Annotated in this window: 13 protein-coding genes and 6 pseudogenes; 13 read left to right on the top strand and 6 right to left on the bottom strand. The window is 58.2% G+C overall.

Annotation, left to right across the window (positions count from 1 at the left end; genetic code table 11):
* Positions 1-41: 41 nt before the first annotated feature.
* The 3 genes and pseudogenes from AU14_RS14510 to AU14_RS14505 form a co-directional block, all read right to left on the bottom strand.
* Complete coding sequence (locus AU14_RS14510; RefSeq protein WP_148312758.1) at positions 42-677, bottom strand: substrate-binding periplasmic protein; 636 nt, start codon at positions 675-677, stop codon at positions 42-44.
* Between the two features lie 270 nt (positions 678-947).
* The gene (locus AU14_RS19155) at positions 948-1,187 is read right to left on the bottom strand and encodes a hypothetical protein (RefSeq protein ID WP_236744105.1); all 240 of its coding nucleotides are present in this window, start codon (positions 1,185-1,187) and stop codon (positions 948-950) included.
* 32 nt (positions 1,188-1,219) lie between these two features.
* A pseudogene (locus AU14_RS14505) lies at positions 1,220-1,972 on the bottom strand (AAA family ATPase); the annotation flags it as partial.
* A gap of 161 nt (positions 1,973-2,133) precedes the next feature.
* Between AU14_RS14505 and AU14_RS14500 the strand changes: the two are divergent.
* The 4 genes and pseudogenes from AU14_RS14500 to AU14_RS14485 all read left to right on the top strand — a co-directional run bounded on the left by AU14_RS14500 (position 2,134) and on the right by AU14_RS14485 (position 10,310).
* Positions 2,134-7,078, top strand: a pseudogene (locus tag AU14_RS14500) (NAD-glutamate dehydrogenase).
* A 66-nt stretch (positions 7,079-7,144) separates the two neighbouring features.
* The gene (gene can, locus AU14_RS14495) at positions 7,145-7,825 is read left to right on the top strand and encodes a carbonate dehydratase (RefSeq protein WP_041341919.1); all 681 of its coding nucleotides are present in this window, start codon (positions 7,145-7,147) and stop codon (positions 7,823-7,825) included.
* Positions 7,826-7,935: 110 nt separating this feature from the next.
* On the top strand, positions 7,936-8,982 hold the full coding sequence (locus AU14_RS14490) for a methyltransferase (RefSeq protein WP_041341917.1): 1,047 nt from the start codon (positions 7,936-7,938) through the stop codon (positions 8,980-8,982).
* A gap of 185 nt (positions 8,983-9,167) precedes the next feature.
* Complete coding sequence (locus AU14_RS14485) at positions 9,168-10,310, top strand: class I SAM-dependent methyltransferase (protein ID WP_041341914.1); 1,143 nt, start codon at positions 9,168-9,170, stop codon at positions 10,308-10,310.
* 35 nt (positions 10,311-10,345) lie between these two features.
* On the opposite strand, the gene AU14_RS14480 is transcribed toward AU14_RS14485, so the two are convergent.
* Positions 10,346-10,966 carry a riboflavin synthase gene (locus AU14_RS14480; protein ID WP_041341911.1) on the bottom strand — a complete coding sequence of 207 codons (621 nt, stop codon included), beginning with the start codon at positions 10,964-10,966 and terminating at the stop codon, positions 10,346-10,348.
* 197 nt (positions 10,967-11,163) lie between these two features.
* Between AU14_RS14480 and AU14_RS14475 the strand changes: the two genes are divergently transcribed.
* The 5 genes and pseudogenes from AU14_RS14475 to AU14_RS14455 all read left to right on the top strand — a co-directional run bounded on the left by AU14_RS14475 (position 11,164) and on the right by AU14_RS14455 (position 15,453).
* Entirely contained in the window at positions 11,164-12,111 is a 948-nt protein-coding gene (locus tag AU14_RS14475; RefSeq protein ID WP_041341908.1) for a hypothetical protein, read from the top strand.
* A 60-nt stretch (positions 12,112-12,171) separates the two neighbouring features.
* Positions 12,172-12,849 carry a TetR/AcrR family transcriptional regulator gene (locus AU14_RS14470; protein WP_041341905.1) on the top strand — a complete coding sequence of 226 codons (678 nt, stop codon included), beginning with the start codon at positions 12,172-12,174 and terminating at the stop codon, positions 12,847-12,849.
* Positions 12,850-12,907: 58 nt separating this feature from the next.
* Positions 12,908-13,407, top strand: a pseudogene (locus AU14_RS14465) (L,D-transpeptidase family protein).
* A 23-nt stretch (positions 13,408-13,430) separates the two neighbouring features.
* Positions 13,431-14,668, top strand: a pseudogene (locus AU14_RS14460) (mechanosensitive ion channel family protein).
* Entirely contained in the window at positions 14,665-15,453 is a 789-nt protein-coding gene (locus AU14_RS14455) for an S-methyl-5'-thioinosine phosphorylase (RefSeq protein WP_041341903.1), read from the top strand. The pseudogene AU14_RS14460 and the gene AU14_RS14455 overlap by 4 nt, the downstream one beginning before the upstream one ends.
* Here AU14_RS14455 and AU14_RS14450 read toward each other — a convergent pair.
* Positions 15,428-16,234 (bottom strand): CsiV family protein, encoded by an 807-nt coding sequence (locus tag AU14_RS14450; protein WP_041341900.1) that lies wholly within the window; start codon positions 16,232-16,234, stop codon positions 15,428-15,430. The two genes, AU14_RS14455 and AU14_RS14450, sit on opposite strands and share 26 nt — an antisense overlap.
* A 32-nt stretch (positions 16,235-16,266) precedes the next feature.
* Positions 16,267-19,795, bottom strand: a pseudogene (mfd, locus tag AU14_RS14445) (transcription-repair coupling factor).
* Between the two features lie 258 nt (positions 19,796-20,053).
* Here mfd and AU14_RS14440 point away from each other — a divergent pair.
* From AU14_RS14440 to AU14_RS14425, 4 genes and pseudogenes are all read left to right on the top strand, one after another.
* Positions 20,054-21,456 (top strand): annotated as a pseudogene (locus AU14_RS14440) (glyceraldehyde-3-phosphate dehydrogenase).
* Between the two features lie 348 nt (positions 21,457-21,804).
* Positions 21,805-23,151, top strand: a complete 1,347-nt coding sequence (locus tag AU14_RS14435) for a Na(+)-translocating NADH-quinone reductase subunit A (RefSeq protein ID WP_041341897.1) — start codon at positions 21,805-21,807, stop codon at positions 23,149-23,151.
* 4 nt (positions 23,152-23,155) lie between these two features.
* Positions 23,156-24,361: an NADH:ubiquinone reductase (Na(+)-transporting) subunit B gene (locus tag AU14_RS14430; protein WP_041341894.1), complete on the top strand. Its 1,206-nt coding sequence runs from the start codon at positions 23,156-23,158 to the stop codon at positions 24,359-24,361.
* Positions 24,354-25,157, top strand: a complete 804-nt coding sequence (locus AU14_RS14425; protein ID WP_041341891.1) for a Na(+)-translocating NADH-quinone reductase subunit C — start codon at positions 24,354-24,356, stop codon at positions 25,155-25,157. The genes AU14_RS14430 and AU14_RS14425 overlap by 8 nt, the downstream gene beginning before the upstream one ends.
* Position 25,158: the final 1 nt, after the last annotated feature.

Raw genomic sequence — 25,158 nt, 5'->3', positions numbered from 1 at the left:
GCTTCGGGTGATAACGGCAAGCTGCATACTGGGCGTCCTGATTAGAGTCCGTACTTGGTTTCAATGGCCTCAAACATACCAGATTCACGGATGGCTGCCAGGCCACTTTGCAGTTCGGCGACTACCTCGTCCGATGTCTCCAGGTTCAAAGCCAGGAACAGCTGGGTATCGTTGAACGAAAACACCGGTACCAGGCCTTCAACATTTTGCTGTGACGCCACGTAAGGGCCACCCAGACGGTCGGCCAGCCAGAGATCGATCTGGCCCAGTTCCAGTCGCTTCGGGTTCAGGTCATCACTGTCCAGCGCCGATACTTCATAACCCTTCTTGATCAGGTATTCCGATTTCACGTCATTACGGTAACCACCAAACACCATGCCCTTGGCGTCCGAAAGCCCGTCCATCTCGAAATCCGATCCCGGTGGTGCGAAAACTGTCCACAGGTTGTCAGTCAGAGGCCCCACCCACTTGAACAGTGGCGCCCGTTCTTCGGTGTAGGTGGTACAGAAAATGCCGTGGTTTTCCTTGCGCAGGGCACGGTTGTAACCATAGTCCCAGTTGCGGAGCTTGATGCGGTAATCGAGATTGGTCTGTTTCAGGGCAGCCACGACCAATTCGGTGCACAACCCGTCGATGTCCTCCTTGCCATGCTCGAACGCTCGTCCGGAGGCACTCATGTTATAAGGAGGAAAATTTTCAGTGTAGAGATAGAGCCGTTCTTGCGCCTGGACCGTGGTCGCCGACGCATCAACGTCAGTGCCACGGTGGCAAATCCTGTCAGTAATTTGATCACGCCTGTACTCCCCATTGCTCTCAATAAGTAAATTCCCTGATTAGAACGCAAGATTAACGCCCAGCGTTCACGGATTGGGGGATAAAAACGTATCAATTGGTAACGGAGCTGAAACAAAAACCAGGCTGACCGCCGGCATGCCGGCAATCTGACATTACTTTCCGATACAGAAACTGGAGAAGATCTTGCCCAGCAGTTCATCCGGACTCAGATGCCCGGTGATTTCGCCCAGGGCGTCCTGGGCCGCCCGCAAATCCTCGGCGAGCAGTTCGCCGGCGCCGTAACCCTCCAGCTGGCCCTGGCCCTGCAACAGGTTTGCGCGCGCCCGCTCCAGAGCATCCAGGTGCCGGCGCCGGGCCAGGAAGCCGCCTTCGGTAGTGCTGGCAAAGCCCATGCATTGCTTGAGGTGATCCCGCAGCACTTCCAGGCGCCAAAGGCGGTCCAGCGTGCCAGCTCCGGATCCAGGCTGCCGGCGTCCCGGCTGGCCAGCACCAGCGCCAGCAGGTACTGCTCCACGGGCTCTGCCATGTAGATATCGGCAACCTCGTTGCGGGCCTCAAAGACCTGTTCTGCAGTCACACGAACACTGGCTTCGGCCTGGCCCTGGCGATAGTCATTGCGCGCCAGATGCAGGATGGCTTTCTCGGCCTCGGCGGAGGGGTAATCAATCACCACGTGCATCAGGAAACGATCGAGCTGGGCTTCGGGCAGGGGATAGGTGCCTTCCTGCTCAATGGGGTTCTGGGTTGCCATCACCATGAACAGGCGATCGAGCGGGAAGGTTCGCAGGCCAACACTGACCTGGCGCTCGCCCATGGCTTCGAGCAGGGCGGACTGGACCTTGGCCGGCGCCCGGTTGATTTCATCGGCCAGCACCAGGTTGTGGAAAATAGGACCGCGCTGGAATTCGAAGGTACCGGTTTCAGCCCGGTAGATTTCACTGCCGGTGACGTCCGAGGGCAGAAGGTCGGGAGTGAACTGAATTCGGTGGAAATCGCCGTCCAGGTGATCGGCCAGAGCCTTGATCGCCGTAGTCTTGGCCAGACCGGGAGCACCCTCAACCAGCAGGTGGCCATCGGCGAGGAGGGCAATGAGTAATCGGTCCACCAATTTAGCCTGTCCGATTATCCTTTTTGCCAACTGTGATCTGAGTTCACCGAACGTATGCTGTAGCGACATTGAAAGGAACTGCTCCGATTCTCTAGGGTTTATCTTAGAACGTCTTTGATGCGTAAGTAGTTGCCGCAGTTTTGGTGTCTGCCCGGCAAAAATCAAGGGTTTGACTATGCTTATGTGACAATAAGACGATTACGTTTACTTCACACTAACCGAGGTCGATCATGAATGCGCTGACAGTAGCCAGCAAGGATCAGTTTTTTGAACAACTGGCTGATGCGTTCGCTCAGAAAATTGCCAAAACAGAGGCAAAAAAGATCTGCGAATTCGCGAAGCAGCATTATGCCCACATTCCTCTTGAGGAGCTGGTCAGTCGACGATTTTCGGACACCTATGGTGCAGTTCTTGCGGCCTGGCAGTTTCTTCAGAAACGGTCCGCCGACGAAACCCCTGTATCGGTGTTCAACCCTGACCTCGAAAGCGATGGCTGGCAGTCGACCCACACGGTCATTTTCATACTGCACCCGAATATTCCCTTTTTGATCGACTCCCTGCGCATTGCCATCAATCAGCGCGAGATCGGCACCCACTCCATTCAGCATTCCATACTCCAGGTTGAGCGGACCGAAGACGGCAAGCTGAGCAAACTGCTGCCTAACAAGCGCGCTAACAAGAACTCCCAGTTTGAAGCTTTCATCGTGCTGGAAATCGACCGACACAGCGATCCAGCCGACCTGAGCGAGCTCGAAGAAGCGCTACAGAAAGTGCTGCACGAAGTGCGCATCGCCGTTTCCGATTTTCCAATTGTGACCGACAAAGTGTGTGAAATCCTGGATGAACTGGATACCACCGCCGCCGGAATCGATGATGAACAGAAAGAGGAGGCAAGAGCCTTCCTGAACTGGCTGGTTCAGGATCACTTCACGTTTCTGGGTTACGACGAGTACGATTTTGCCAAGGATAAAAGTGGCATGGTGGTGCGCCGGGTCGAGAACTCGGAGCTGGGCATCCTGCGAGTCAACAACGAGCGTCCGGATCGGGTTCGGCTAAACGAGCTGCCCCAGCGCACGCGCCATGAAATGACGCGCACTGACGATATCTTTATTTTTGCCAAATCCGCCCAGCGCTCGCGGGTGCATCGTCCGGCCTACCCGGACTACATCGCGGTCAAGAAGTTTAACAGCAAGGGCGAAGTGGTCGGTGAGCGTCGCTTCCTGGGCCTGTACACCTCCCGTGTTTACAACGAACGCCCGGACGAGATCCCGCTGCTGCGCCGGAAGTTCCAGAACGTGATCAAGCGCTCCGGGTTCCTGCGGGACGACTACGCGGGCAAAGAACTGGACCAGATCCTTACCGTTTATCCCCGGGACGAACTGTTCCAGATCGAAAGCAAAGATCTGTTGAAGGTGGCCAAGAACATCCTGTACATCCAGGAGCGCCGCCGCATTGAGCTGTTCATGCGCGAAGACGTATACGGCCAGTTTGTCACCTGCCTGGCGTTCTTCCCCCGCGATATCTACAACACCGAGCTGCGACAAAAGGTCGAGCAGGTGCTGCTGGACAGACTGGAAGCGGAAGACATCGAATTTGTTACCCACTTCTCCGAATCGGTGCTGGCCCGGGTTCAGTTCACCATCCGTGTACCCCAGGTTGAGAACCGGCAGATACCGATTGCCGAGATTCGTGAAAAAGTCATCGAGATGGCGCAGTCCTGGCGCGATGGCCTCTACGAGCCCTGAGCGAAGCTTACGGCGAAGAGCAGGGCAACGAGCTGTCGCGGTTGTGGTCCGGCGGCTTCCCGGCCAGCTACACCGACATGTTCTCGCCGCGCCGGGCCGCAATCGATCTGGAGCACATCTCCAGCGCTGCCAAGTGCAGTGACCTGGCCATGAGCTTCTACCGGGCCCTGGAAGAGGATGAAAGCACCCTGCATTTCAAACTCTTTTATCCGGATCAGCCGCTGCCGTTGTCCGACGTGATGCCGATCTTCGATAACCTGGGCTTCCGGGTACTGGGTGAGCATCCGTTTGAAGTCATCGACCGTCATGGCAAGTCGGTGTGGATTCACGACTTCACGCTGCAGGCCCACACCGGCCGCGTTGTGGATATCCATCGCATCCGCCCGATCTTCGAGGATCTGTTCCGTCGGGTCTGGCACGGCGACGCCGAAAACGACGCCTTCAACCGGATGCTGCTGACGTCGTACATGAGCTGGCGCGAGATTGCGCTGTTGCGGACCTTCGCGCGGTACATGCGCCAGATCCGCTTCTCCAACAGTCAGACTTTCATCTCGAACACCCTGGTCAACCATATGGATCTGGCCAGGCTGCTGCTCGAGTACTTCGAGGTACGCTTCAACCCGGACCGTTTCCAGAGTGACGGCCAGAGCAAGGCGGCTCAGCAGAAACTGGAAATCGAGTTCAACGCCGGTCTGGACGGGGTCGATAACCTCAGTGAAGACAGGGTGTTGCGGCTGTACATGGAGTTAATGCAGGCGACTCTGCGCACCAACTTTTATCAGCACGATGAAAATGGCGGCCCCAAGCCGTACATCAGCGTTAAGTTTGATCCGTCAAGCATTCCGGATGTGCCGTTGCCGCTGCCCATGTTCGAGATCTTTGTCTACTCGCCGCGGGTGGAAGGTGTGCACCTGCGCGGTGGCAAGGTTGCCCGTGGCGGCCTGCGCTGGTCGGACCGGTTCGAGGATTACCGGACCGAGATCCTGGGCCTGGTGAAGGCGCAACAGGTCAAGAACGCGGTTATCGTGCCGGTGGGTGCCAAGGGCGGTTTTGTCGCCAAGCGCCTGCCCGATCCGTCAGACCGTGAGGCCTTCCAGGCCGAGGGCATTGAAGCCTACAAGACCTTCATTCGCGGCCTGCTGGATATCACGGATAACCTGGTGGATGCTGGCATTCAGCCCCCCGAGCGAGTGGTGCGCCACGACGAAGACGATCACTACCTGGTTGTAGCGGCTGACAAGGGCACCGCAACCTTCTCGGACATCGCCAACGGTCTGTCTGCCGACTACGGCTTCTGGATGGGCGATGCCTTTGCCTCCGGTGGCAGCAACGGTTACGACCACAAGAAGATGGGTATTACCGCCCGCGGTGCCTGGGTATCCGTGGAACGTCACTTCCGGGAAATGGGCATCAACCCGGCCCTGGATGAGTTCACTGCCATCGGCATCGGCGACATGGGCGGCGATGTCTTTGGCAACGGCATGCTCTGTTCCGAGAAGACCAAGCTGGTGGCAGCCTTCAACCATATTCATATTTTTATCGATCCGACCCCGGATCCGGAAAAGAGCTTCAAGGAACGCAAGCGGCTGTTCGAAATGCCCCGTTCGGCCTGGACCGATTACGACACCAAGCTGATTTCCAAGGGTGGTGGCGTGTTCAGTCGCAACGCCAAGTCCATCCCGGTCAGTGCGGAAATGAAGAAGCTGCTGGGCATCAAGTCTGATCGGGTACCTCCGAACATGCTGATCTCCCACATCCTCAAGGCCCAGGTAGACCTGCTCTGGGTTGGCGGCATTGGCACCTATGTGAAATCCGCGGGCGAGTCCCATAGCGACGTTGGCGACAAGGCCAACGATGGTCTGCGGGTAAACGGTGCCGAGCTGCGCTGCAAGGTCGTGGGCGAGGGCGGTAACCTCGGTCTTACCCAGCTCGGCCGGATTGAGTTCGCACTTCGCGGCGGACGTATGAACACCGACTTCATCGACAACTCTGGTGGCGTCGACTGTTCGGACCACGAAGTGAATATGAAAATCCTGCTGAATCAGGCCGTTGCCGTGGGCGATCTGACCGGCAAGCAGCGCAACGTTATGCTGGAAGAAATGACCGATGACGTCGCTGCCCTGGTGTTGAAGAACAACTACCGGCAGACCCAGGCCATCAGTATTGCCAGTGAGGATGCGGCCGTCCGGCTGGAGGAATACCGCCGGCTGATGAATACCTTTGAAAATGAAGCAAGCTCAACCGGTCGCTGGAATTCCTGCCCGACGACGAAACCCTGTCGGAGCGCAAGCTCGACAAGAAAGGCCTGACCCGGCCGGAACTGTCGGTGCTGATTTCCTACGTGAAAGGCGATCTGAAGCAAACGCTCATCAATAGCACGCTGCCGGATGAGCCGTTGCTGGCCGGTGAAATGTACAAGGTGTTCCCGCGCGGGCTAACCCAGAAGTTCTCCAAGGAGTTGGGCGAGCACCAGCTGCGGCGTGAAATTATCGCTACCCAGATTGCCAACGACATGGTCAATCACATGGGGATCACCTTTGTCGAACGGCTAAATCAGTCCACCGGTGCTGACGCGGCGTCCATCGCCCTGGCCTGGATCATTGCCCGCGATGTGTTCCGCATCGATAACTGGTGGGACAAGATCGAGCATCAGGACTTCAACGTGCCGGCCCAGTTGCAAATGGAGCTGATGCAGGATCTGATGCGGCTGATGCGTCGCTCGGTACGGTGGTTGCTCCGCAATCGTCGGGCGGAACTCAGTATCCAGAACCACATCGAGCGCTTCGCCGACAGTGTCTGGGCTATCACCGCCAGCTTGCCGGACTACCTCGGTGACCATGCCCGAAACGCCTGGCAGAAACGGCATCAGGGGCTGGTCGATGCCGGACTGCCCGCAGAGCTGGCCTCGGTGGTGTCGGGTACTGACTACCTGTACTCGTCACTGGGTATCATTGAGGCCCAGGAAGCGTCTGGTATGCCGCTGAAAACGGTCGCGAATCTGTACTATGAGCTGGGCGACAAGCTGGATCTGAACTGGTTTGCCCGGGCCATTGCTTCATTGGCACCCGCATCGCACTGGCAGGCCCTTGCCCGGGAGAGCTTCCGGGAGGATCTGGAGTGGCAGCAGAGAGCACTCACAACCGGCGTGCTCCGGTTGGCGGGTAAGTCGGAGGACGTACCGGCCTGTGTCGATGCCTGGCTTCAGCGTCATGTGGGAATGATCAAGCGCTGGAAGTCCATGCTGGCGGAGCTGAAGAGCGTCCGTGAGCCGGAATACGCCATGTTCTCCGTGGCCCTGCGAGAGCTACTGGATCTCGCCCAGAGCACCATGCATTCTGGTCAGCTTGAGGCCGACAATGAGACTGAGAGTGGCAGCGTGAACGGGGTACAAGCTGAGGCTGAGAGCGCAACAGCGAATGCGACCACTTGAGTATTGCTTTGGACAAACAGATGCCTTTCAATTTGAAGGGTCAATAGCTTAAGAGGGAGTGTGTCGATGGGTCAGCTTGACCGTCTACTTGAGAAAAACCAGGCCTGGGCGGCTGGGATCAAAGCGGAAGATCCGAAGTTTTTCGACCGCCTATCCAGCCAGCAGGCGCCGGAGTACCTTTGGATTGGCTGTGCAGACAGCCGAGTGCCGGCGAACCAGATTGTTGATCTGATGCCAGGGGAATTGTTTGTGCACCGGAACGTTGCCAACGTGGTGGTGCACACCGATTTCAACTGCTTGTCGGTGCTACAGTTTGCGGTCGAGGTGCTGAAGGTCAAGCACATCATGGTGGTCGGCCATTATGGCTGTGGCGGTGTGCGTGCGGCGCTGCTGAACGAAGGTTCTGGTCTGATCACAAACTGGCTGCGTCATATCCAGGACGTGCGTGACCTCCATCAGCCTATCCTTGATAAGGTCACAGACGTTCAGGATCGTGTGGACCGGCTGTGCGAGCTCAACGTGGTTGAACAGGTTGACCATGTGACCCAGAACAGCATTGTTCAGGATGCCTGGAAGCGCGGTCAGCCTCTGACGGTGCATGGCTTTGTTTACGCACTTCATGATGGCGTTCTGCGGGATATGGGACTTTCCATTTCCGGTAACGACGAGCGTGAATCGGTTAAGAGTCGGGCTATCGAAGAGCTGGCGGCGAGGCCGGTTCGGTCGGGTCGCAAGGATAAGGCCTGACGCCAAGTAGTCGCATCGGCCCGTAAGGTACGCCAGTTCTGGCGGGACTTGCGGGCCGATTCCAGTTAGAGTAGCCCGTTTCCAGAACCAGTAACGGGGTCCCCCTGCCGATGTCCGAATTGCCAAAATCCCATGAAGCCCTGCTTCGAAATCGTTCTCTGCTGAAAGGTCGTGTGGCCTTGCTGGGAGCAAGTTCCGGCGCATTGCTGCCAGAGCTTCCTTCCGGTGGTTTGGCAATGAGCGAGCACGCGGGCTACGCCGAGGAGCTGGCCGGGCCGCCAAACTGGCAGGTGTGTTTTGGTTACGACAATCCTGCACTCACGGCCTCCAGCTTCGACACAGTGGTGGTGTTCCTGCCCAAGGCCCGTGCCGAGCTTGATCTGAGGCTGGCGCTGGCGCGCTGGATAGCGGCACCGGACGCCGCTCTGATCCTGATTGGTGAGAAGAAGGAAGGCATCGCCGGTGCAGTGAAGCAACTCAAGACCATCGATCCGGATGCGGCCAAGGTTGATAGCGCGCGGCATTGCCAGGTTTGGGTAGCCATTGGCCTAGCGCCGTTGGCGCACTTTGACGTGGCGGACTGGATGGAATGGCACTCGATAACCAATGCTGGCAGCACGGTGGAGGTCTGTGGCTTGCCTGGTATCTTCAGCCAGGGCGAGCTGGATGTGGGTACGTCTATGTTGCTGGACAGCCTGGTCAGTACGCCACTGAAAGCCAATCGGGTTCTCGATTTCGCTTGTGGCGCAGGCGTTATCGGTTCCTGGCACCAGGCTTGGCAGCGGGACCAAGGCCGGCCGGTGGCGCCGGTGGATGGGGTAGACGTTCAATCCCAGGCGGTAATGTGTGCCCGAGCAACCTACGAGCGGGCAGGGGCATCCGGCGAGATCATTGCGTCAGATGGCCTGGCCGATGTTGAGGGTGTCTGGCCGGCTATCGTGACCAACCCACCATTCCATGCGGGTGTGCGCACCGACATTTCCATGACCGAGGATTTCCTGCGGTCGGTGGCGCGTCATCTCAAGACCCGGGGTGAACTGAGGCTGGTTGCCAACACTTTCCTGCCGTACGAAAACCTGATTAAACGTTTCGTGGGACCGGTGGAGCGCCTGACCGAAGATCGCCGTTTCACGGTGTACCGCGCCACGCGTCGTTAAGTGTCAAAGCGAAATGCCAGACAAAAAAAAGCCCCTGGGGTGAGGGGCAAAGGGTTTGCGTCCACAACAACGGAGCCAACCAGAAAAAGGATAATGCGTGAACACCCCATAATTTAGGCTTAATTTCTAGAATAAACAGCCTAAAATAATGCTTTTGTGATGAATCCCCCTCTTGGATGCCCAATATGACCACTGCAGTGATGGACACGCCGGACGGCGCCCTGACTTTATCCCGTCCGGGTGGCGGCGACGCCTCGCTGCGAGCGTGGGATGCAGCCGACGAGTTGCTGCTGGCTGAGGCGCATCAGCGCCTGGCCATGCTGCCGTCTCCCCGCGTGCTCATTATTGATGACCAGTTCGGAGCGTTGACGCTGGGGTTGCGCGCCTTCAATCCGGACTTGGTTGCCGACAGTGCAACCTTGCCCGCGGCGGTGGTGCACAATGCTGGTCTGAATTCCGCCGTCGACGCACCGTCAACGGTATTCAGTTGGCTGAACCCGCCGCAGGGCGAGTACGACGTCGTTATTTTGAGAGTACCGCGCCAGGCTGAATACCTGGCCTGGCAGCTGCGCTGGATTAATGGTGTGCTGGCTGAAGACGGCGTGTTGCTGACGGGTGGGATGATCAAGCATCTGCCCGATCGTGGTGTTGAGGTTTTTGCTCAGGCCGTGCCCACAGAAGCTGTTCTGCCTGCTCGCAAGAAAGCACGGGTAGTGGTTTGCCGTCGCGGTACTGCCGCTCTCGACAGCTGGCCCGGTAGCTGGAAAAGCTACACGGTAGACGGGAGCAAGGTGCAGGCAAGCGCCTTGCCTGCCGTGTTTGCCCGGGAAAAATTGGATATTGGCACCCGCTTGTTTTTGCCCCATGTGAAAACCGCGGTATCTGCACTGGCGGCAAATGCCCGGGTTCTGGATCTGGCCTGTGGCAATGGTGTGGTTGGGCTTGTGGCGCTGGAGCAACGGCCGGATCTGGATGTGACCTTTGCGGATGTCTCCAGCCAAGCGGTGTCCAGCGCCCGGGAAAATGTGTCTCAGCTGTTTCCGAAAAGTCAGGCCCGCTTTGATCACGCCGATGGCATCGACGGTTCGGCTGGGCAGTTTGATCTGATTCTGCTTAATCCGCCGTTTCATGAAGGCGGGGTGGTCGGCGATCACATCGCCCTTCGTCTGTTCAAGGCCGCGGCGCAGCACCTGGCGCCAGGCGGTTCGCTGCTGATCGTTGGCAATCGTCACCTCGGCTACCACCGCAGCCTGCGGAAATTCTTCCCCGCTGTTCGTCAGCTCGACGCCAACCCCAAGTTCGTAGTCCTTGAGGCTGGCCAACGTTGAGCCACGAGCCTTCAGAGTAGGGCAGTGGTGCTAGGTTATCGGGCCGTAGGCGGCTGGTCGTAGCCGAGCCGGGCCAGGGTATCCACGATGGTCTGAGTCTGGCTGTCGATCTCGATGTTAACGCGCTGGCCCTCGCTGGCGGTGCCAAAGGTGGTTGCCCTCAGGGTTTCCGGAATAAGGTGCACGTTGAAACGATTGCCCTCCACCTCACCAATGGTCAAGCTGGCGCCGTTGATGGCGATATAGCCTTTGGTGAAGATGTACTTGGTCCAGGCCGCTGGCACTTCAAACCAAAGCGTCACATTGTTTTCGGTTTTCACGATCTCGGCGATGGTGGCCGTAGTGTGAATATGGCCAGACAGCAAATGCCCGCCAATCTCGTCGCCAATTCGCGCCGCCCGCTCAAAGTTGATCTCGTGTCCGGCCTGAAGGTCGCCAAGTGTGGTGCACTGCAGCGTCTCCTGCATAGCATCAAAGTACAGGTCATTGTTGTCCTGGCGGGTGACGGTCAGGCAGGTGCCATTGATGGCCACCGAGGCGCCGATGGTGATGCCGGCCGCCTTGTTGTCAGGCAGGCGAATGACCAGGGTGCTTAACCCGGGTGCTGCGGTTACCTTTTCGACAGTTGCAATGCCTTGAACAATACCTGTGAACATAGCCAGACCTCTTGGAAAAGACTCGAATGCAGTTGCGGCAGGGCGCCAAGGATAGCGGTGGAGCCGGCCGATGCCAAGTTGGCCCGGTGGTCGCGCAAGCTTTCATGGCTCGGGCTCAAGATAGTCGCTACCCGGTCGATACATGTATTACGTAGCCTGATTAATATCGATTCACTGCCCGTTCCGGAACTTTAAACATGGCTGAAAATCAGCGGACAGCGTCGCCAACCACCGATCCGACCCAAGGTGCCGTGTTGCGCCAGGGGCGTGCCGCTGACCCACTGCCGTCGGTGGCGCAACCTCAGCCTGGGCCAACTGAAACTTCTACTCCTCCGTCTACTGCTTCTGCTCCAGCATCCGCGCCGGGCGCGGAAGCTGCGGGTAACCCGAGGGCGCCGGTGATGCCGTCGGACTCAGCCGAGGCCGTCGACTCGGCGCCCGCTGTTGAAAAAGAGGAAGAACAAGCGGAAGAGCAAGAGCCAGTCCCGAGCGAGTCCGAACAGGTGAAAGCGCAATTCAAGCAACGCGAGCTTCGGCTGATCTTGCGCCAATGCGACCGGGTTCTGCTGCTGGATTTCAATCGCCTGGCCATGGGCGACTGGCCAGACGACTACACCCTGGCGACCGCGCGTCGAAATCGTGACCTCTGGCTGTTCGGCGCCTTTGCTGCTGCCGTGGTGTTTGTCAGCGGCCTGACCGGGTTTGTACCGGCCTGGGTGGCGGGTACCGGTTTTGGCGCGTTCATGATCATTCTGATGCTGGGAATTCCGGCGGTCCGGCGCATCTACACCTCCAGCCCTTCCTATCTGGATGTCATAATGAAACGCCAGCGCCTGCTGCGCGAGGCTCGCGCTTACGCCGCCCATCTTGAGGGCAACGAGGGGTTGATCTGGCAGTGCGCGCGAATGGCCGACTTTAATGTTGCCTTGAAGAACACCCGCTTTAGTTCGCTGCTCAGGCTGTCAGAGCGGCGGATACTGCCTCGCCATCTGACTCGTCGCGAGCACGTCCGGTTGTACCTGATTTATCTGCTGGAAGCTGAGAAAGCCTATGCTCGGGTGCAGGCAGCTTTCTTTGAGGGTAATCGGCGGGCTATTGATCAGGGTTGGCAGGGCGTAGCAGCGGAACCAGAGCCAAGAGCTTGACAGATCAGGGCTTCAAACGTATGTTTCAAACAGACGTTTGCTAGAGGCTTTGGAAATAAAATGGCGCAGTCTGATACGGTAGATCGGATTCTTGATGCAGCTGAGGAGCTGTTTGCAGACCGTGGTTTTTCGGAAACCTCGCTCCGAATGATTACCAGTAAGGCTAAAGTAAATCTGGCCGCTGTCAATTACCACTTTGGTTCTAAGAATGCGCTGATCCACGCCGTGTTCGCCCGATTCCTTACGCCGTTCTCCGCCACACTGGAAACTGCCTTCGATGAATTGGAAGAGCGCTGTGATGGCAAGCCGCCTACTCTTAATCAAACCCTCTGGGCTCTGACAGAAAGCGCCGTACGTATGCCCCAGCGTAACGAGAAGGGTATTTCCATCTTCATGCGTCTGCTGGGCCTGGCCTACACCCAATCCCAGGGCCACTTGCGTAAGTTCCTGGAGCAGGAATACGGCGATCCGTTCAGCCGGTTTATGCGCCTGCTCAAGGAAGCGACCCCACAGTTGTCCTCGGTTGACCGTTATTGGCGCATTCAGTTCATGCTGGGGGCGACTGCGTTCACCATGTCCAGTAGCGATGCCCTGCGCGATATTCTTCAGAACAAACTGGGTGTTGAGACCACCATCCAGGAAATCGCTGCGCGCCTGGTGCCCTTCCTGGCTGCCGGAATGCAGGCGGAAGACAAGATGCTGATCCCGATCTCTGACAGCCACGCCCCGGTTGCCTGAGCTTAGCGCTCTCGGTTAGGCTTCTTTTTGGCACCAGCCCCAGGGGAGCTTAACCGGCTTGAGTAACGACAGCAGTTTTGACCAGAGCATCCACATCAGCCTTGAGCGCCAGCGCCTGACACTGGTTGATGGCAATGGCTCGATACTGACCGAATACCCGGTTTCCACCGCCCTTAATGGCCCCGGAGAGCAGGACGGCAGCGGCTGTACCCCGCAGGGCAGTCATTATGTCCGTGCCATGATCGGCGATGGCCAGCCCATGTACACCGTCTACCGAGGTCGCCGGCCCACCGGCGAAATCTATTCCCCCGAACTTGCCGCCCAGCACCCCGCGCGCGATTGGATATTAACCCGCATTCTCTGGCTTTGTGGCCGCGAGACCGGCAAAAACCGGGGCCCGGGGTCGATACTTTTCGCCGCTTCATATACATTCACGGCACACCTGATACCGAGCCTATGGGCGTGCCGCTTTCCCATGGCTGCGTTCGTATGCGCAACGAGGATGTGATTGACCTGTTCAACCGGGTCAGCACCGGTATCGCCGTCTCTGTCTACTAACTCCGATTGGTCCGAGGAAATCGATGATCGAAAAAGCAACTGCCATGGTGGATGGCTGGATCGAAACGTTTGATTTGCTGCCCCAGGAGTGGCGATAGGTGTCGTGGTCTTTGCCCTGGTATTCGGCACCGCGACGGTGGCTTACCTTGCCAGCTACATCATTGGCGCGCTCGAGCGTAAATTTAGCAAAACCCGGAACCTCTGGGACGACGCGCTTTTGCATGCGGCCCGCAAGCCACTCGTTGGCTTTGTCTGGCTGCAAGGTGTGTATTGGGCGGCGGAAGTAGCTCACAAATATTCCGACGCGACGATCTTCGAGGCCAATGAGACGGTCCTGAAGATGGGCTTTATCTGGATTCTGGTGTGGTCGCTGCTGCGCCTGATCAAGCAGAGCGAGAAGATTCTAGTCTCGCCCATGAAGATGAAGACGCCCATGGACTACACCACCGTGAATGCGGTGAGTAAGCTCTCCCGGGCGGTGGTGATTATTACCGCTGTGCTGATTGCCATGCAGTCGCTCGGCTACAGCATTTCCGGTGTGCTGGCGTTTGGTGGTGTCGGTGGTATCGCCGTCGGTTTTGCCGCCAAGGATCTTCTGGCCAACTTCTTCGGTGGTTTCATCATTCACCTGGATCGACCCTTCAAGGTCGGTGACTGGGTGCGTTCACCCGATCGCAATATTGAGGGTGTGGTTGAGCACATCGGCTGGCGCCTGACCACTTTGAGAACCTTTGATCTTCGCCCGCTTTATGTTCCTAATGCGGCATTCACCACCATCGCCGTTGAGAACCCGTCCCGGATGCGTAATCGCCGGATCAGTGAAACTATCGGGATTCGCTACGCCGATGTCAGTCAGATGGGCGACATTGTCGGCGACATCCGCTCCATGCTGGAGAACCACGAGGACATTGATACCGATCAGACCCTGATCGTGAACTTCGTGGCTTTCAACGCCTCCTCTCTGGACATCATGGTGTACACCTTTACCAAGACCACCAAGTGGGTAGAGTTCCACGAGGTGAAGCAAGACGTGCTGTTGCAGATCAGCAATATCATTGAGGGTTACGGCGCCGAAGTTGCCTTCCCGACTCGCACCTTGCACCTGCCCGAGGGTGTTCGGTTGGCCAATGGCAAGGGCGACAAGAGCGATGATGCAGACGAGTCAGAGTCGGAAGAGGCGGGCAATCGGAAATCGAAAACCGCATCCAACCAGTCCGGGCAATCGACCCGCTACGGCGATGCCGAAGGAGAAGGCGAATGAGTGCAACGGCTGAACGCTGCCCCGTCGGAATCATCGGTGGCACCGGCCTGACTACCTTGTCAGGCCTTGAGATTACCGGCGAACGCGCGGTAGAAACAGCCTGGGGTACGCCATCAGCACCTCTGGTAGAAGGGAAGCTGGGTGAGCAGGAAGTGGTCTTCCTGTCCCGCCACGGCAACCCGCACCGGATTCCACCACACGAGGTGAACTACCGGGCCAATCTGCGCGCGCTTTACGACGCCGGTGTTCGCACTGTCGTTGGGGTGAACGCCGTGGGTGGCATTCATTCAGAGATGGGGCCTGCCCACATTGTCGTGCCCGATCAGATCATCGATTACACCTGGGGCCGCCCTAGCACCTTCTTTGAGGGTGAGCTGGATGAAGTGACCCACATCGACTTCACCTGGCCGTACGACGCAGAGGCCCGTCAGATCCTGATCGACGCGGCCCGTGCGCAGGGCACGCCCTGTTCCGATTTCGGAGTCTACGGAGCAACCCAGGGGCCACGGCTGGAGACCGCCGCAGAAATCGTACGCATGGAGCGGGACGGTTGTGATCTAGTGGGGATGACGGGCATGCCCGAGGCCGTTCTGGCCGCTGAGCTGGGCATGCGCTATGTCTGTCTGGGGCTGGTGGTGAACTGGGCTGCGGGTAAGTCGGACCACATCATTTCCATGGAAGAAATCCACGAGGCCATCGACAAGGGCATGTCCGGAGTGAAGGGCATGCTGGAAATGTCGATGGCCGGCCTCGGCAGTCTTACTCCGAAGCCTCAATCTTCTTGAAGAAGACCAGCACGCCAATCGTCGGCGAGTCCAGGAAGTGAATCTCCTCGCTGCGCATTCTCCGGTTTTCACGAATCCAGGTCAGTAGCTCCAGCGGTGCTGCCGCCGGGGCCTGCTGGGCCTCAAGGCCAGCAGGTTGAGCCGTGAGCTCATTGGCCTCAGCGTCCGGGCTTCCGGCGCTGTCCTGGCCGGCAGTGGCAGCCTCGCTCTGGCTTTGTTCCGCCGGCACGGCTGCTGCCATCGCGCCTTCCACTTGCTGCCAGTGATTCAGATGCACGTCCACGTGCAGGTAGCGCTTGCGGTCAATTGTAATATTGCCTTCAATTTCACGGGTGTCGCCACCAGAAAGCCAGTCGCCTACGGCAACCCGCAGAGGTGCGCCTTCGTAGCCCGGAGGAAAAGCCTCGTACCAGCCTGCAGCTACCAGCACCCGATAGCGCCCGCTGCGCTCAAGTCGCTGTACCGCGCCGTTCAGATGCAGTTCGCTGCGCGGAGCTAGATCGAGGGTGGTTTCCGTCACGCCGCCCCGGTCGACCGTCTTCAGGATCTCACCTGACTCCTGCGTGGGTTCAACCTTCCGATTCGCCATCTGCTCGTTGACCGCTTCGGGTTCAATGATGCGCTCAAGAATCACCAACTCCGCACGGTAGTAGTTATCCGGAATGGCCTGGCCATTGGTGCCCGAATCCTGGGCCTGTGCGGTCAGTGACAATGTCAGCAGCAGCGCTGTCCATACAGTGCGTGCCGTCCATCGGCCGCCACGATTACCGTCAATCTGCAAGGGTATTACTCCATGTGTGAATCGGGCTTTCATCAGGCGCTGGCGGTCGCTTTTTCCGGCCCCAGTTCGCCCAGCATGTTGGAAATGCCGTCGAGTTTACCACCGGTCGACGTGTCCTTCAGCCGAAAACGGAAGCTGTTGGCACCCTCGAGTCGATACTGGTCTGGCGCGGATTGCACCTTTTTAACCAGCACCAGCGGATCAACCGGTGTCGAGCTGCCGAACTCCAGTCGGTCCATTCCTTGCCAGCGTCGATCTGGACAATGCCCAGGGCTTCTGCGTGCAATCGTAGTTCGGTTTGCCGAACCAGGTTCTTTGCCGGCTCCGGTAATAATCCGAAGCGGTCGATCATCTCAACCTGAAGTTCTTTTAATTCGGCTTTGCTGCTCACGCTGGCAATGCGCTTGTACAGCATCAGGCGGTTATGAACATCCGGCAGGTAATCGTCGGGGATCAGCGCTGGAATCCGCAGGTTCATTTCGGTGCCGTGGCTCAGGGGCAGATCGGCGTTGGGCGTACGGCCCTCACGAATAGCTTCCACCGCTTCATCAAGCAACTGCATGTACAGGGTGAAACCGATGCTCTCGATTTGTCCGCTCTGTTCCTCGCCCAACAGCTCGCCCGCGCCCCGGATCTCCAGATCGTGGGTGGCGAGCATGAAGCCGGCTCCCAGATCCTGGGATTCGGAGATGGCGTCCAACCGTTTCTTGGCGTCTGAGCTGATCGAGCGCGGTGGCGGTGTCAGCAGGTAAGCGTACGCCTGGTGGTGGGAACGACCAACCCGTCCGCGCAGCTGGTGCAACTGGGCCAGGCCAAACTTGTCGGCCCGCTCAATAATAATGGTGTTGGCGCTGGGAATGTCGATACCGGTTTCGATGATGGTACTGCATACCAGCACGTTGAAACGCTTGTGGTAGAAGTCCGACATGATCTGTTCCAGCTCGCGCTCACGCATCTGGCCGTGAGCAACACCCACCCGGGCCTCGGGAATGAGCTGGCGCAGGTCCTCGGCGGCTTTCTCAATACTGGCCACGTCGTTGTGCAGGAAGTACACCTGGCCACCCCGGAGGATTTCCCGCAGGATCGCTTCTTTCACCATGGCGTTGTCGCGCTGGCGCACGAAGGTTTTTACCGACAGCCGTCGGGCCGGTGGTGTGGCAATGATCGACAGGTCGCGCAGGTGGCCCATGGCCATATTCAAAGTCCGCGGGATCGGCGTGGCGGTCAGGGTTAGCATGTCCACTTCCGCGCGCAGAGCCTTGAACTTTTCTTTCTGCTGAACCCCGAACCGGTGCTCCTCATCGATGATCACCAGGCCCAGATTCTTGAACTTGATATCGCCCTGCAGCAGCTTGTGGGTGCCGATTACGATGTCGGCCTTGCCGGTTTCGATGGCATCCAGAGCCTTACTGGTCTGGCTGCCGCTGCGGAAACGGCTGAGCAGTTCCACGTTAACCGCGGTATCCGAGAACCGGTCCCGGAAAGATTCATAGTGCTGTTGTGCCAGCAGGGTAGTGGGCACCAGTACCGCCACCTGTTTGCCGGAATAGGTCGCCATGAAGGCGGCGCGCATGGCCACCTCTGTTTTGCCGAAGCCGACATCGCCGCACACCAGACGATCCATCGGGCGCTCGCCGGTCATGTCTTCGATCACCGCCTGAATCGCCACTTCCTGGTCCGGTGTTTCCTCAAACGGGAAGCCAGCGGCAAAGGATCGGTAGGCCTCTTTCGGGTTATCGAAGATAAAACCCTTGCGCGCCTCGCGGCGGGCGTAGACATCCAGCAGCTCGGCCGCAGTATCCCGGATTTTCTCCAGCGCTTTCTGCTTGGCCTGGCTCCAGCGCTCGGTGCCCAATTTGTGCAGGGGCGCGTGGTCGCTGTCGTTGCCGGCGTAACGTGAGATCAGATGTAGCTGGAGACCGGCACATAGAGTTTGGACCCGCCGGCGTATTCCAGCATCAGGAACTCGTTGGACTCGCCCCCGGCGTCAATGGTCTCCAGGCCCTTGTAGCGGCCCACGCCATGGTCAATGTGTACCACCGGCGCGCCGATGCGCAGTTCGGAAAGGTCGCGGTAACCGGCATCATCGGTCTCGGTCGGCTTCTGGCGGCGCCGGCGCTGCAGAACCCGTTCACCGAACAGGGCGGTCTCGGTAATCAGGGCAATCTGTTGCTCTGGCAGGGCCAGGCCCTGTTCCATTGGTGCGATGGTGATACCGAGTGTGCACTTGTCATCGTCCAGGAAGGCTTGCCAGCCGTCCTGGGTTTTCAGCTTCAGGGATTGTTCACCCAGGTTCTCGATCAGGGCTTCCCGGCGGCCGGACGATTCGGCACAAATCAGCACGCGGCCGGTGAATTCATTCAGGAACCGTTTCAGCCGGCCCGCCGGGTCGGCGGCGCGGCCGTCCATGGCGATGTCCGGTAGGCTTTCGGCGGGGCAATTTACCGCTCCGGAACCGGTGGCTTCGTCGGCCTGAGTAGTCACCCGCGGGAAGTCTTTCAGGTGGCCAAAGAGTTCATCGGTCTGCAGGAACAGCCGGGTTGGCGGCAGAATTGGGCGCAGCCGGTCGTGCCGGCGGTCCTCGTAACGATTGCGGGTTTCCGAATCGAACAGGCTGACCGCCTCGTTCAGGCCCTCGGCCGTAAATACCTTGGTTTGGCCCGGCAGGTAATCGAACAGGGTGGCGGTGTGATCGAAAAACAGCGGCAGGTAATACTCGATTCCCGGCGGTGTAATGGCGTGAGTGACGTCCTTGTAAATAGGCGCGTCTTTGTCGGCATCCGGGAACTGCTCGAACCAGCGGCCGCGGAAACCGGAGCGTGCTTCTTTGTGCCAGGGGAATTCGAACGCCGGTAGCAGCTCAATGCTCTCGATCCGGTCAATGGAGCGCTGAGTTTCCGGATCGAAGGTGCGCAGGGTTTCTATTTCATCGTCAAACAGGTCGATCCGGTAGGGCAGGTTAGAGCCCATCGGGAAAATATCCAGAATCGCGCCCCGTACCGCGTACTCGCCATGCTCATACACATTCTCCGCGTGCCGGTAACCGGCTGAATCCAGCTGCATGCGCCAGGTGTCGATATCCAGCGACTGGCCCACTTCCAGTAACAGGGTGTTGCCCTGCAGGTAGTCCACCGGCGGCAACCGGTGCATCAAGGTTCTTGCGGGCACAACCAGCACGCCGTGGCTGGTGGAGGGCAGGCGGTGCAGGGTGCGAATACGCCGGGAGGTGATGTCCTGGTGCGGCGAGAACAGATCGTAGGGCAGGGTTTCCCAGTCTGGCAGCGACAGCAGCTCCAGGCCGTCGTCGGTAATCGCGGCGCCGTCTTCGTCCGCCGGCAGCCCCAGGAAAAAGCGCATGGCCTGTTCCAGGCGGATGGCGTCGCTGGTGCTGCGAGTGATAACCAGGGTCAGGCCGTGGTGGGCCCGTGCGCTCTCGCAAATAGCCAGGGCATCGCTGCTGCCATGGAGTTGGCCCCAGGTGCGGTGATCAGCCTTTTTTTCCGGAAAGGCCGGGGCGATCAGCGAATGGGACGTTCGGGGTGTGGAGGCACCTTTACTCATGGGCAGTCATGTTCTCCTGCTGTGGGTGACCGGGAGACGGCGAGGCGCGTATTCTACCGCTCGCACTTGCGGGTGTCATGGTTATGGCCGGGTGTTTACGAAAACATGAACTCACTGTATTTGCCGTGGGCGCGTTTAAATTGGATAATGTGCGCCGCAATTTCTTACCAGTGCTAACCAGAGGTCCCAACTGTGAGCCACGAACAGATCAATCAGCACCTGTCTAACTGGACGGAAAGAGAGTCCACCGCGGAAGCCATGATTCCGCTGATCGGCCGTCTCTACCGCAAGAACAATGTGGTTACGTCTGTATACGGCCGTGCCATCATCAACCAATCGGTGATCGACATCATCCGTGCCCACCGGTTTGTTCGCCAGGTGGAAGACAGCGAACTGTCTGTTCATGACACACTGCCGATCCTGCAGGCCATGGACTCTATGGAACTGGGCCGCGCCCACATTGATATCGGCAAGCTGGCCGTTAAATTCAAGGAAACGGGCGGTGATCTGAAGGAATTCCTGACGCGCGAAATCGGCCAGATTGTTGGCCAGTACGCTGCTCAGTCTGAAGAAGAAGCCAACAACGACACCAAGGACGTTGTACTTTACGGCTTCGGTCGTATCGGCCGACTGCTGGCCCGGATCATGATCGAGAAAGCCGGCGGCGGTAACAACCTGCGCCTGCGCGCTATCGTTGTCCGTAACGGCGGTGCTGAAAACGACCTGGAAAAGCGTGCCAGCCTGCTGCGTCGTGACTCCGTACACGGTCCGTTCGACGGCACCATCACCGTGGATGAAGAGAACTCCGCCCTGATCGCCAACGGCAACTTCATCAAGGTGATCTACTCTGATGGCCCGGACAAGGTGGATTACACCGAGTACGGCATCAACAACGCCATCGTTGTGGACAACACTGGTAAGTGGCGCGACGAGGAAGGCCTGGGTCTGCACCTGAAGTCCAAGGGCGTCAGCCGCGTTATCCTAACCGCACCGGGCAAGGGCGACATCAAGAACATCGTTTATGGCATCAACAACGACTGGATCACCGAAGACGACAAGATCCTGTCAGCCGCCTCCTGTACCACCAACGCCATTACTCCGGTTCTGAAGGCGATTGATGACGAGTACGGCATTGAAGATGGTCACGTTGAAACCGTTCACTCCTACACCAACGACCAGAACCTGATCGACAACTACCACAAAGGTAGCCGTCGTGGTCGCAGTGCGCCCCTGAACATGGTTATCACCGAAACCGGTGCTGCCAAAGCCGTAGCGAAGGCGCTGCCGGAACTGAAGGGCAAGCTGACAGGCAACGCGATCCGGGTACCGACCCGAACGTGTCCATGGCGATCCTGAACCTGAACCTGAAGAAGGACGTGGATGTCGAGGGTGTTAACGAGTACCTGCGCGATATGGCGCTGCACTCCGAGCTGCAGAAGCAGATCGACTTCGTGAACTCACCGGAAGTGGTTTCCACCGACTTCGTTGGCTCACGCCACGCAGGTGTTGTTGACGCTCAGGCCACTATTGCTGGTGGCAAGCGTCTGATCCTGTACGTGTGGTACGACAACGAGTTCGGCTACAGCGCCCAGGTGGTTCGTGTTGTGAACCAGATGGCAGGGGTAACTTACCCGATCTTCCCGAAACGTGCCCGGGACTGATCCAAACACGCCGTAACGGTTGTGTACTACCCTTAAAACCCCGGTAACGAAAGTTGCCGGGGTTTTTCTTTGCCAAATCTGTGGCGTGCCCGGTTTACGATCAGGCACAAAGCCGTTCTGCTTTCTGGTGGAAATAGGTTTCCTTAATCTCTATAATTGGCGCGATTTTGGGTATGTCTGGCTTTCAGTTTCTCATCATTTCCAGCGTCAGAGGATAAGCCGCATTCGAACGGCTTCCGCTTTCGCTACTTGGGGCAACCTTCTGGTGTAATCCTGAGAGGAAACCTGGGCCACAGAAGCCGGACGTGAATAATCCATAAACTAGTTTCTGATGACTGGATGAGGCTAATGATCAAGATCAAGAAAGGCCTGGATCTTCCCATCAGCGGCGCTCCCGAACAGACCATTACAGAGGGCAAACCCGTTCGCCACGTGGCGTTGATCGGTTTTGACTACAACGGCATGAAGCCGACGATGGCTGTGAAAGAAGGGGACCGCGTCAAGCGCGGCACGCTGCTGTTCACGGACAAGAAGACCGAAGGCGTTCGTTATACGTCACCCGCCGCGGGCGTGGTGAAAGAAATCAACCGTGGTGACCGTCGCGTTTTTCAGTCGATCGTTATCGAGATCGATGGTGACGAAGCGGAAACCTACGCTCGTTACAACGACGCGGATCTTGCCGGCCTTGAGCGCCAGCAGGTTGTCGACAATCTGGTGGAGTCCGGTCTGTGGACGGCGTTTAGAACCCGCCCCTACAGCAAAGTCCCAACCATCGACAGCGCGCCCCATTCCATTTTCGTGTCTGTAATGGATACCAACCCGCTGGCCGCTGACCCGACTGTCATCATCGGCGAGAACAGCGCAGCGTTCGAGAAAGGCCTGGAGATTCTGACCAAGCTGACTCAGGGCAAGGTATTTGTTACTGGCAAGCCAGGCTCCAACGTGCCTGTGCCCAAGAACGATGCCGTTGAAGTGCATCAGTTCGACGGCGTGCACCCGGCCGGCAATGTTGGCACCCACATCCACCATCTGGATCCGGTGTCTAACAGCAAAACAGTCTGGTCTATCAATTATCAGGACGTTATCGATATCGCACAGCTGTTCGTCACCGGTGAAGTGCCGGTTGAGCGCATTGTAGCGATCGGTGGCCCCAAGGCGCTGAAGCCGCGTCTGGTTCGCACCCGTATCGGTGCCAGCCTGCCGGAACTGCTTGAAGGCGAAGTCAGCAACGATGCAGAAGTGCGCGCCATTTCCGGTTCGGTGTTCGGCGGACGTCGTGGCGATGGCCCCTGTGCCTACCTCGGCCGTTTTGCCAATCAGGTTTCGCTGCTGGAAGAAGGCAACAAGCGCGAGTTCATGGGCTGGTTGTCTCCGGGTCCCAACAAGTTCTCCATCCTGAATATCTATCTGTCGAAACTGGCGAGTGGCAAGCTGTTCAACTTTACCACCACCACCAACGGCAGTGAGCGGGCCATGGTTCCGGTAGGCGCGTATGAGCAAATCATGCCGCTGGATATCCTGCCGACCCAGCTGCTGCGTTCCATCATCGTTGGCGACACTGAGATGGCACAGAAACTCGGTGCCCTGGAGCTGGATGAAGAAGATCTGGCGCTGTGCACGTTCGTGTGCCCGGGTAAATATGAATACGGTCCGATTCTCCGCGAGAACCTGACCCGAATCGAGATCGAGGGCTAAAACGATGGCTATCAGACAGTTTCTCGATGGAATCGAGCATCACTTTGAAAAAGGTGGCAAGTACGAGCGCTGGTATTCGCTGTACGAAGCCGTCGATACGATCTTCTACACACCGGGCAAGGTAACCTCTACCACGGCCCACGTGCGTGACGGCGTTGATCTCAAGCGCATCATGATCACGGTATGGATGTGTACCTTCCCGGCCATGTTCTTCGGTATGTGGAACATCGGCTTCCAGGCCAACAGCTACCTCGCAACCACTCCGGATGCCATGGTCGGCGACGGCGGCCTGCGCACAGCCTTCATCAACGCGCTGGCAGTGACCGGTGCCGGTGCAGGCTGGCTGGATAACTTCATCTACGGCATGGCCTACTTTATTCCCATCTATGCGGTGACGTTCATCGTCGGCGGTTTCTGGGAAGTATTGTTCGCCACCGTTCGTCGTCACGAAGTGAACGAAGGCTTCTTCGTTACCTCCGTACTGTTCGCACTGATCTGCCGCCCACCATCGCTGTGGCAGGTGGCTCTGGGTATCACCTTCGGTGTGGTGATCGGTAAGGAAGTGTTCGGCGGTACTGGCAAGAACTTCCTGAACCCGGCCCTGACCGGTCGTGCGTTCCTGTACTTCGCTTACCCTGCGCAGATCTCCGGTGACACCGTCTGGACCGCAGTTGACGGTTTCAGTGGCGCTACGGCCCTGAGCTGGGCTGCCAGCGGTGGCCTGGAAGCACTGGAAACGCAGATTGGCTGGATGAGCGCATTCATGGGCACCATTCAGGGCTCCATGGGTGAGACCTCCACGCTGGCGGTACTGATCGGCGGTCTCATTCTGCTGGGTATGAAGATCGCCAACTTCCGCATTGTCGGGGGTGTGCTGATCGGCATGATTGCCACGTCGCTGCTGTTTAACATCGTCGGCTCCGAGACCAATCCCATGTTCGCCGTGCCAGCACATTGGCACCTGGTGATGGGTGGCTTCGCGTTCGGCATGATGTTCATGGCCACTGACCCGGTATCCTCCGCCATGACCGACACCGGTCGCTGGAGCTTCGGTATCCTGGTTGGTGTGATGACCGTGCTGATCCGGGTAGTCAACCCGGCGTTCCCGGAAGGCATCATGCTGGCCATCCTGTTTGCAAACCTGTTCGCGCCGCTGATGGATCACTACGTGGTTCAGGCCAACATCAAACGGAGGCTCGCACGTGGCTAAAGCTAAAGAAACTGTCTCCAGAACGCTGATTGTTGCTCTGGTCCTGAGTATTGTGTTCTCCGTGGTGGTATCTGGCGCCGCGGTAATGCTCCGCCCAGCGCAGATTCAGAACCAGAATCTGGACATCAAGACCAACATCCTGTCCGCTGCCGGCCTGCTTGAGCAGGGCGCCAGCGCCGATGAGATCGAATCGCAGTTTGAGCAGTTCGAAGTTCGTCTGGTCGATCTGGACACCGGTCAGTACGTTGAAGCGTCTGACGTTGGTGTTCAGGACCCGATGAAGTACGACATGTACAAAGCCGCTTCCGACCCGCAGATGTCTACCAACATCCCGTCGTCCGAAGACAAGGCTGGTATCAAGCGTCGTCCGAACGTTGCCAAGGTCTACACCATGAGCGAGAACGGCGAAGTTACCCGCGTGGTACTGCCGATTCACGGTTACGGTCTGTGGTCCACCCTGTACGGCTTCATTTCCCTGGAAGGGGATCTGAACACCGTTGAAGGTCTCGGTTTCTACGCGCACGCTGAAACTCCGGGCCTGGGTGGCGAAGTCGACAACCCGCGCTGGAAAAAGCAGTGGGTGGGCAAGGAAGTCTACGACGGCGAGCGCGCTGATCCGAAGATTCGCCTGGTTAAAGGTGGCGTGAGTGCCGATGCTGCTGACAAAGAGCACAAGGTAGATGCCCTGTCCGGCGCGACTCTGACCAGCCGTGGCGTCGAGCAACTGGTGAACTACTGGATGAGCGAGCGCGGCTACGCACCATTCCTACAAAAACTGCGTGAAGGGGAGGTCTGAT

Source organism: Marinobacter similis (assembly GCF_000830985.1).
Taxonomy (GTDB): Bacteria; Pseudomonadota; Gammaproteobacteria; order Pseudomonadales; family Oleiphilaceae; genus Marinobacter; species Marinobacter similis.
Note: the sequence above shows the minus strand (reverse complement) of the source record. Positions and strands in the feature narration are given on the sequence as shown.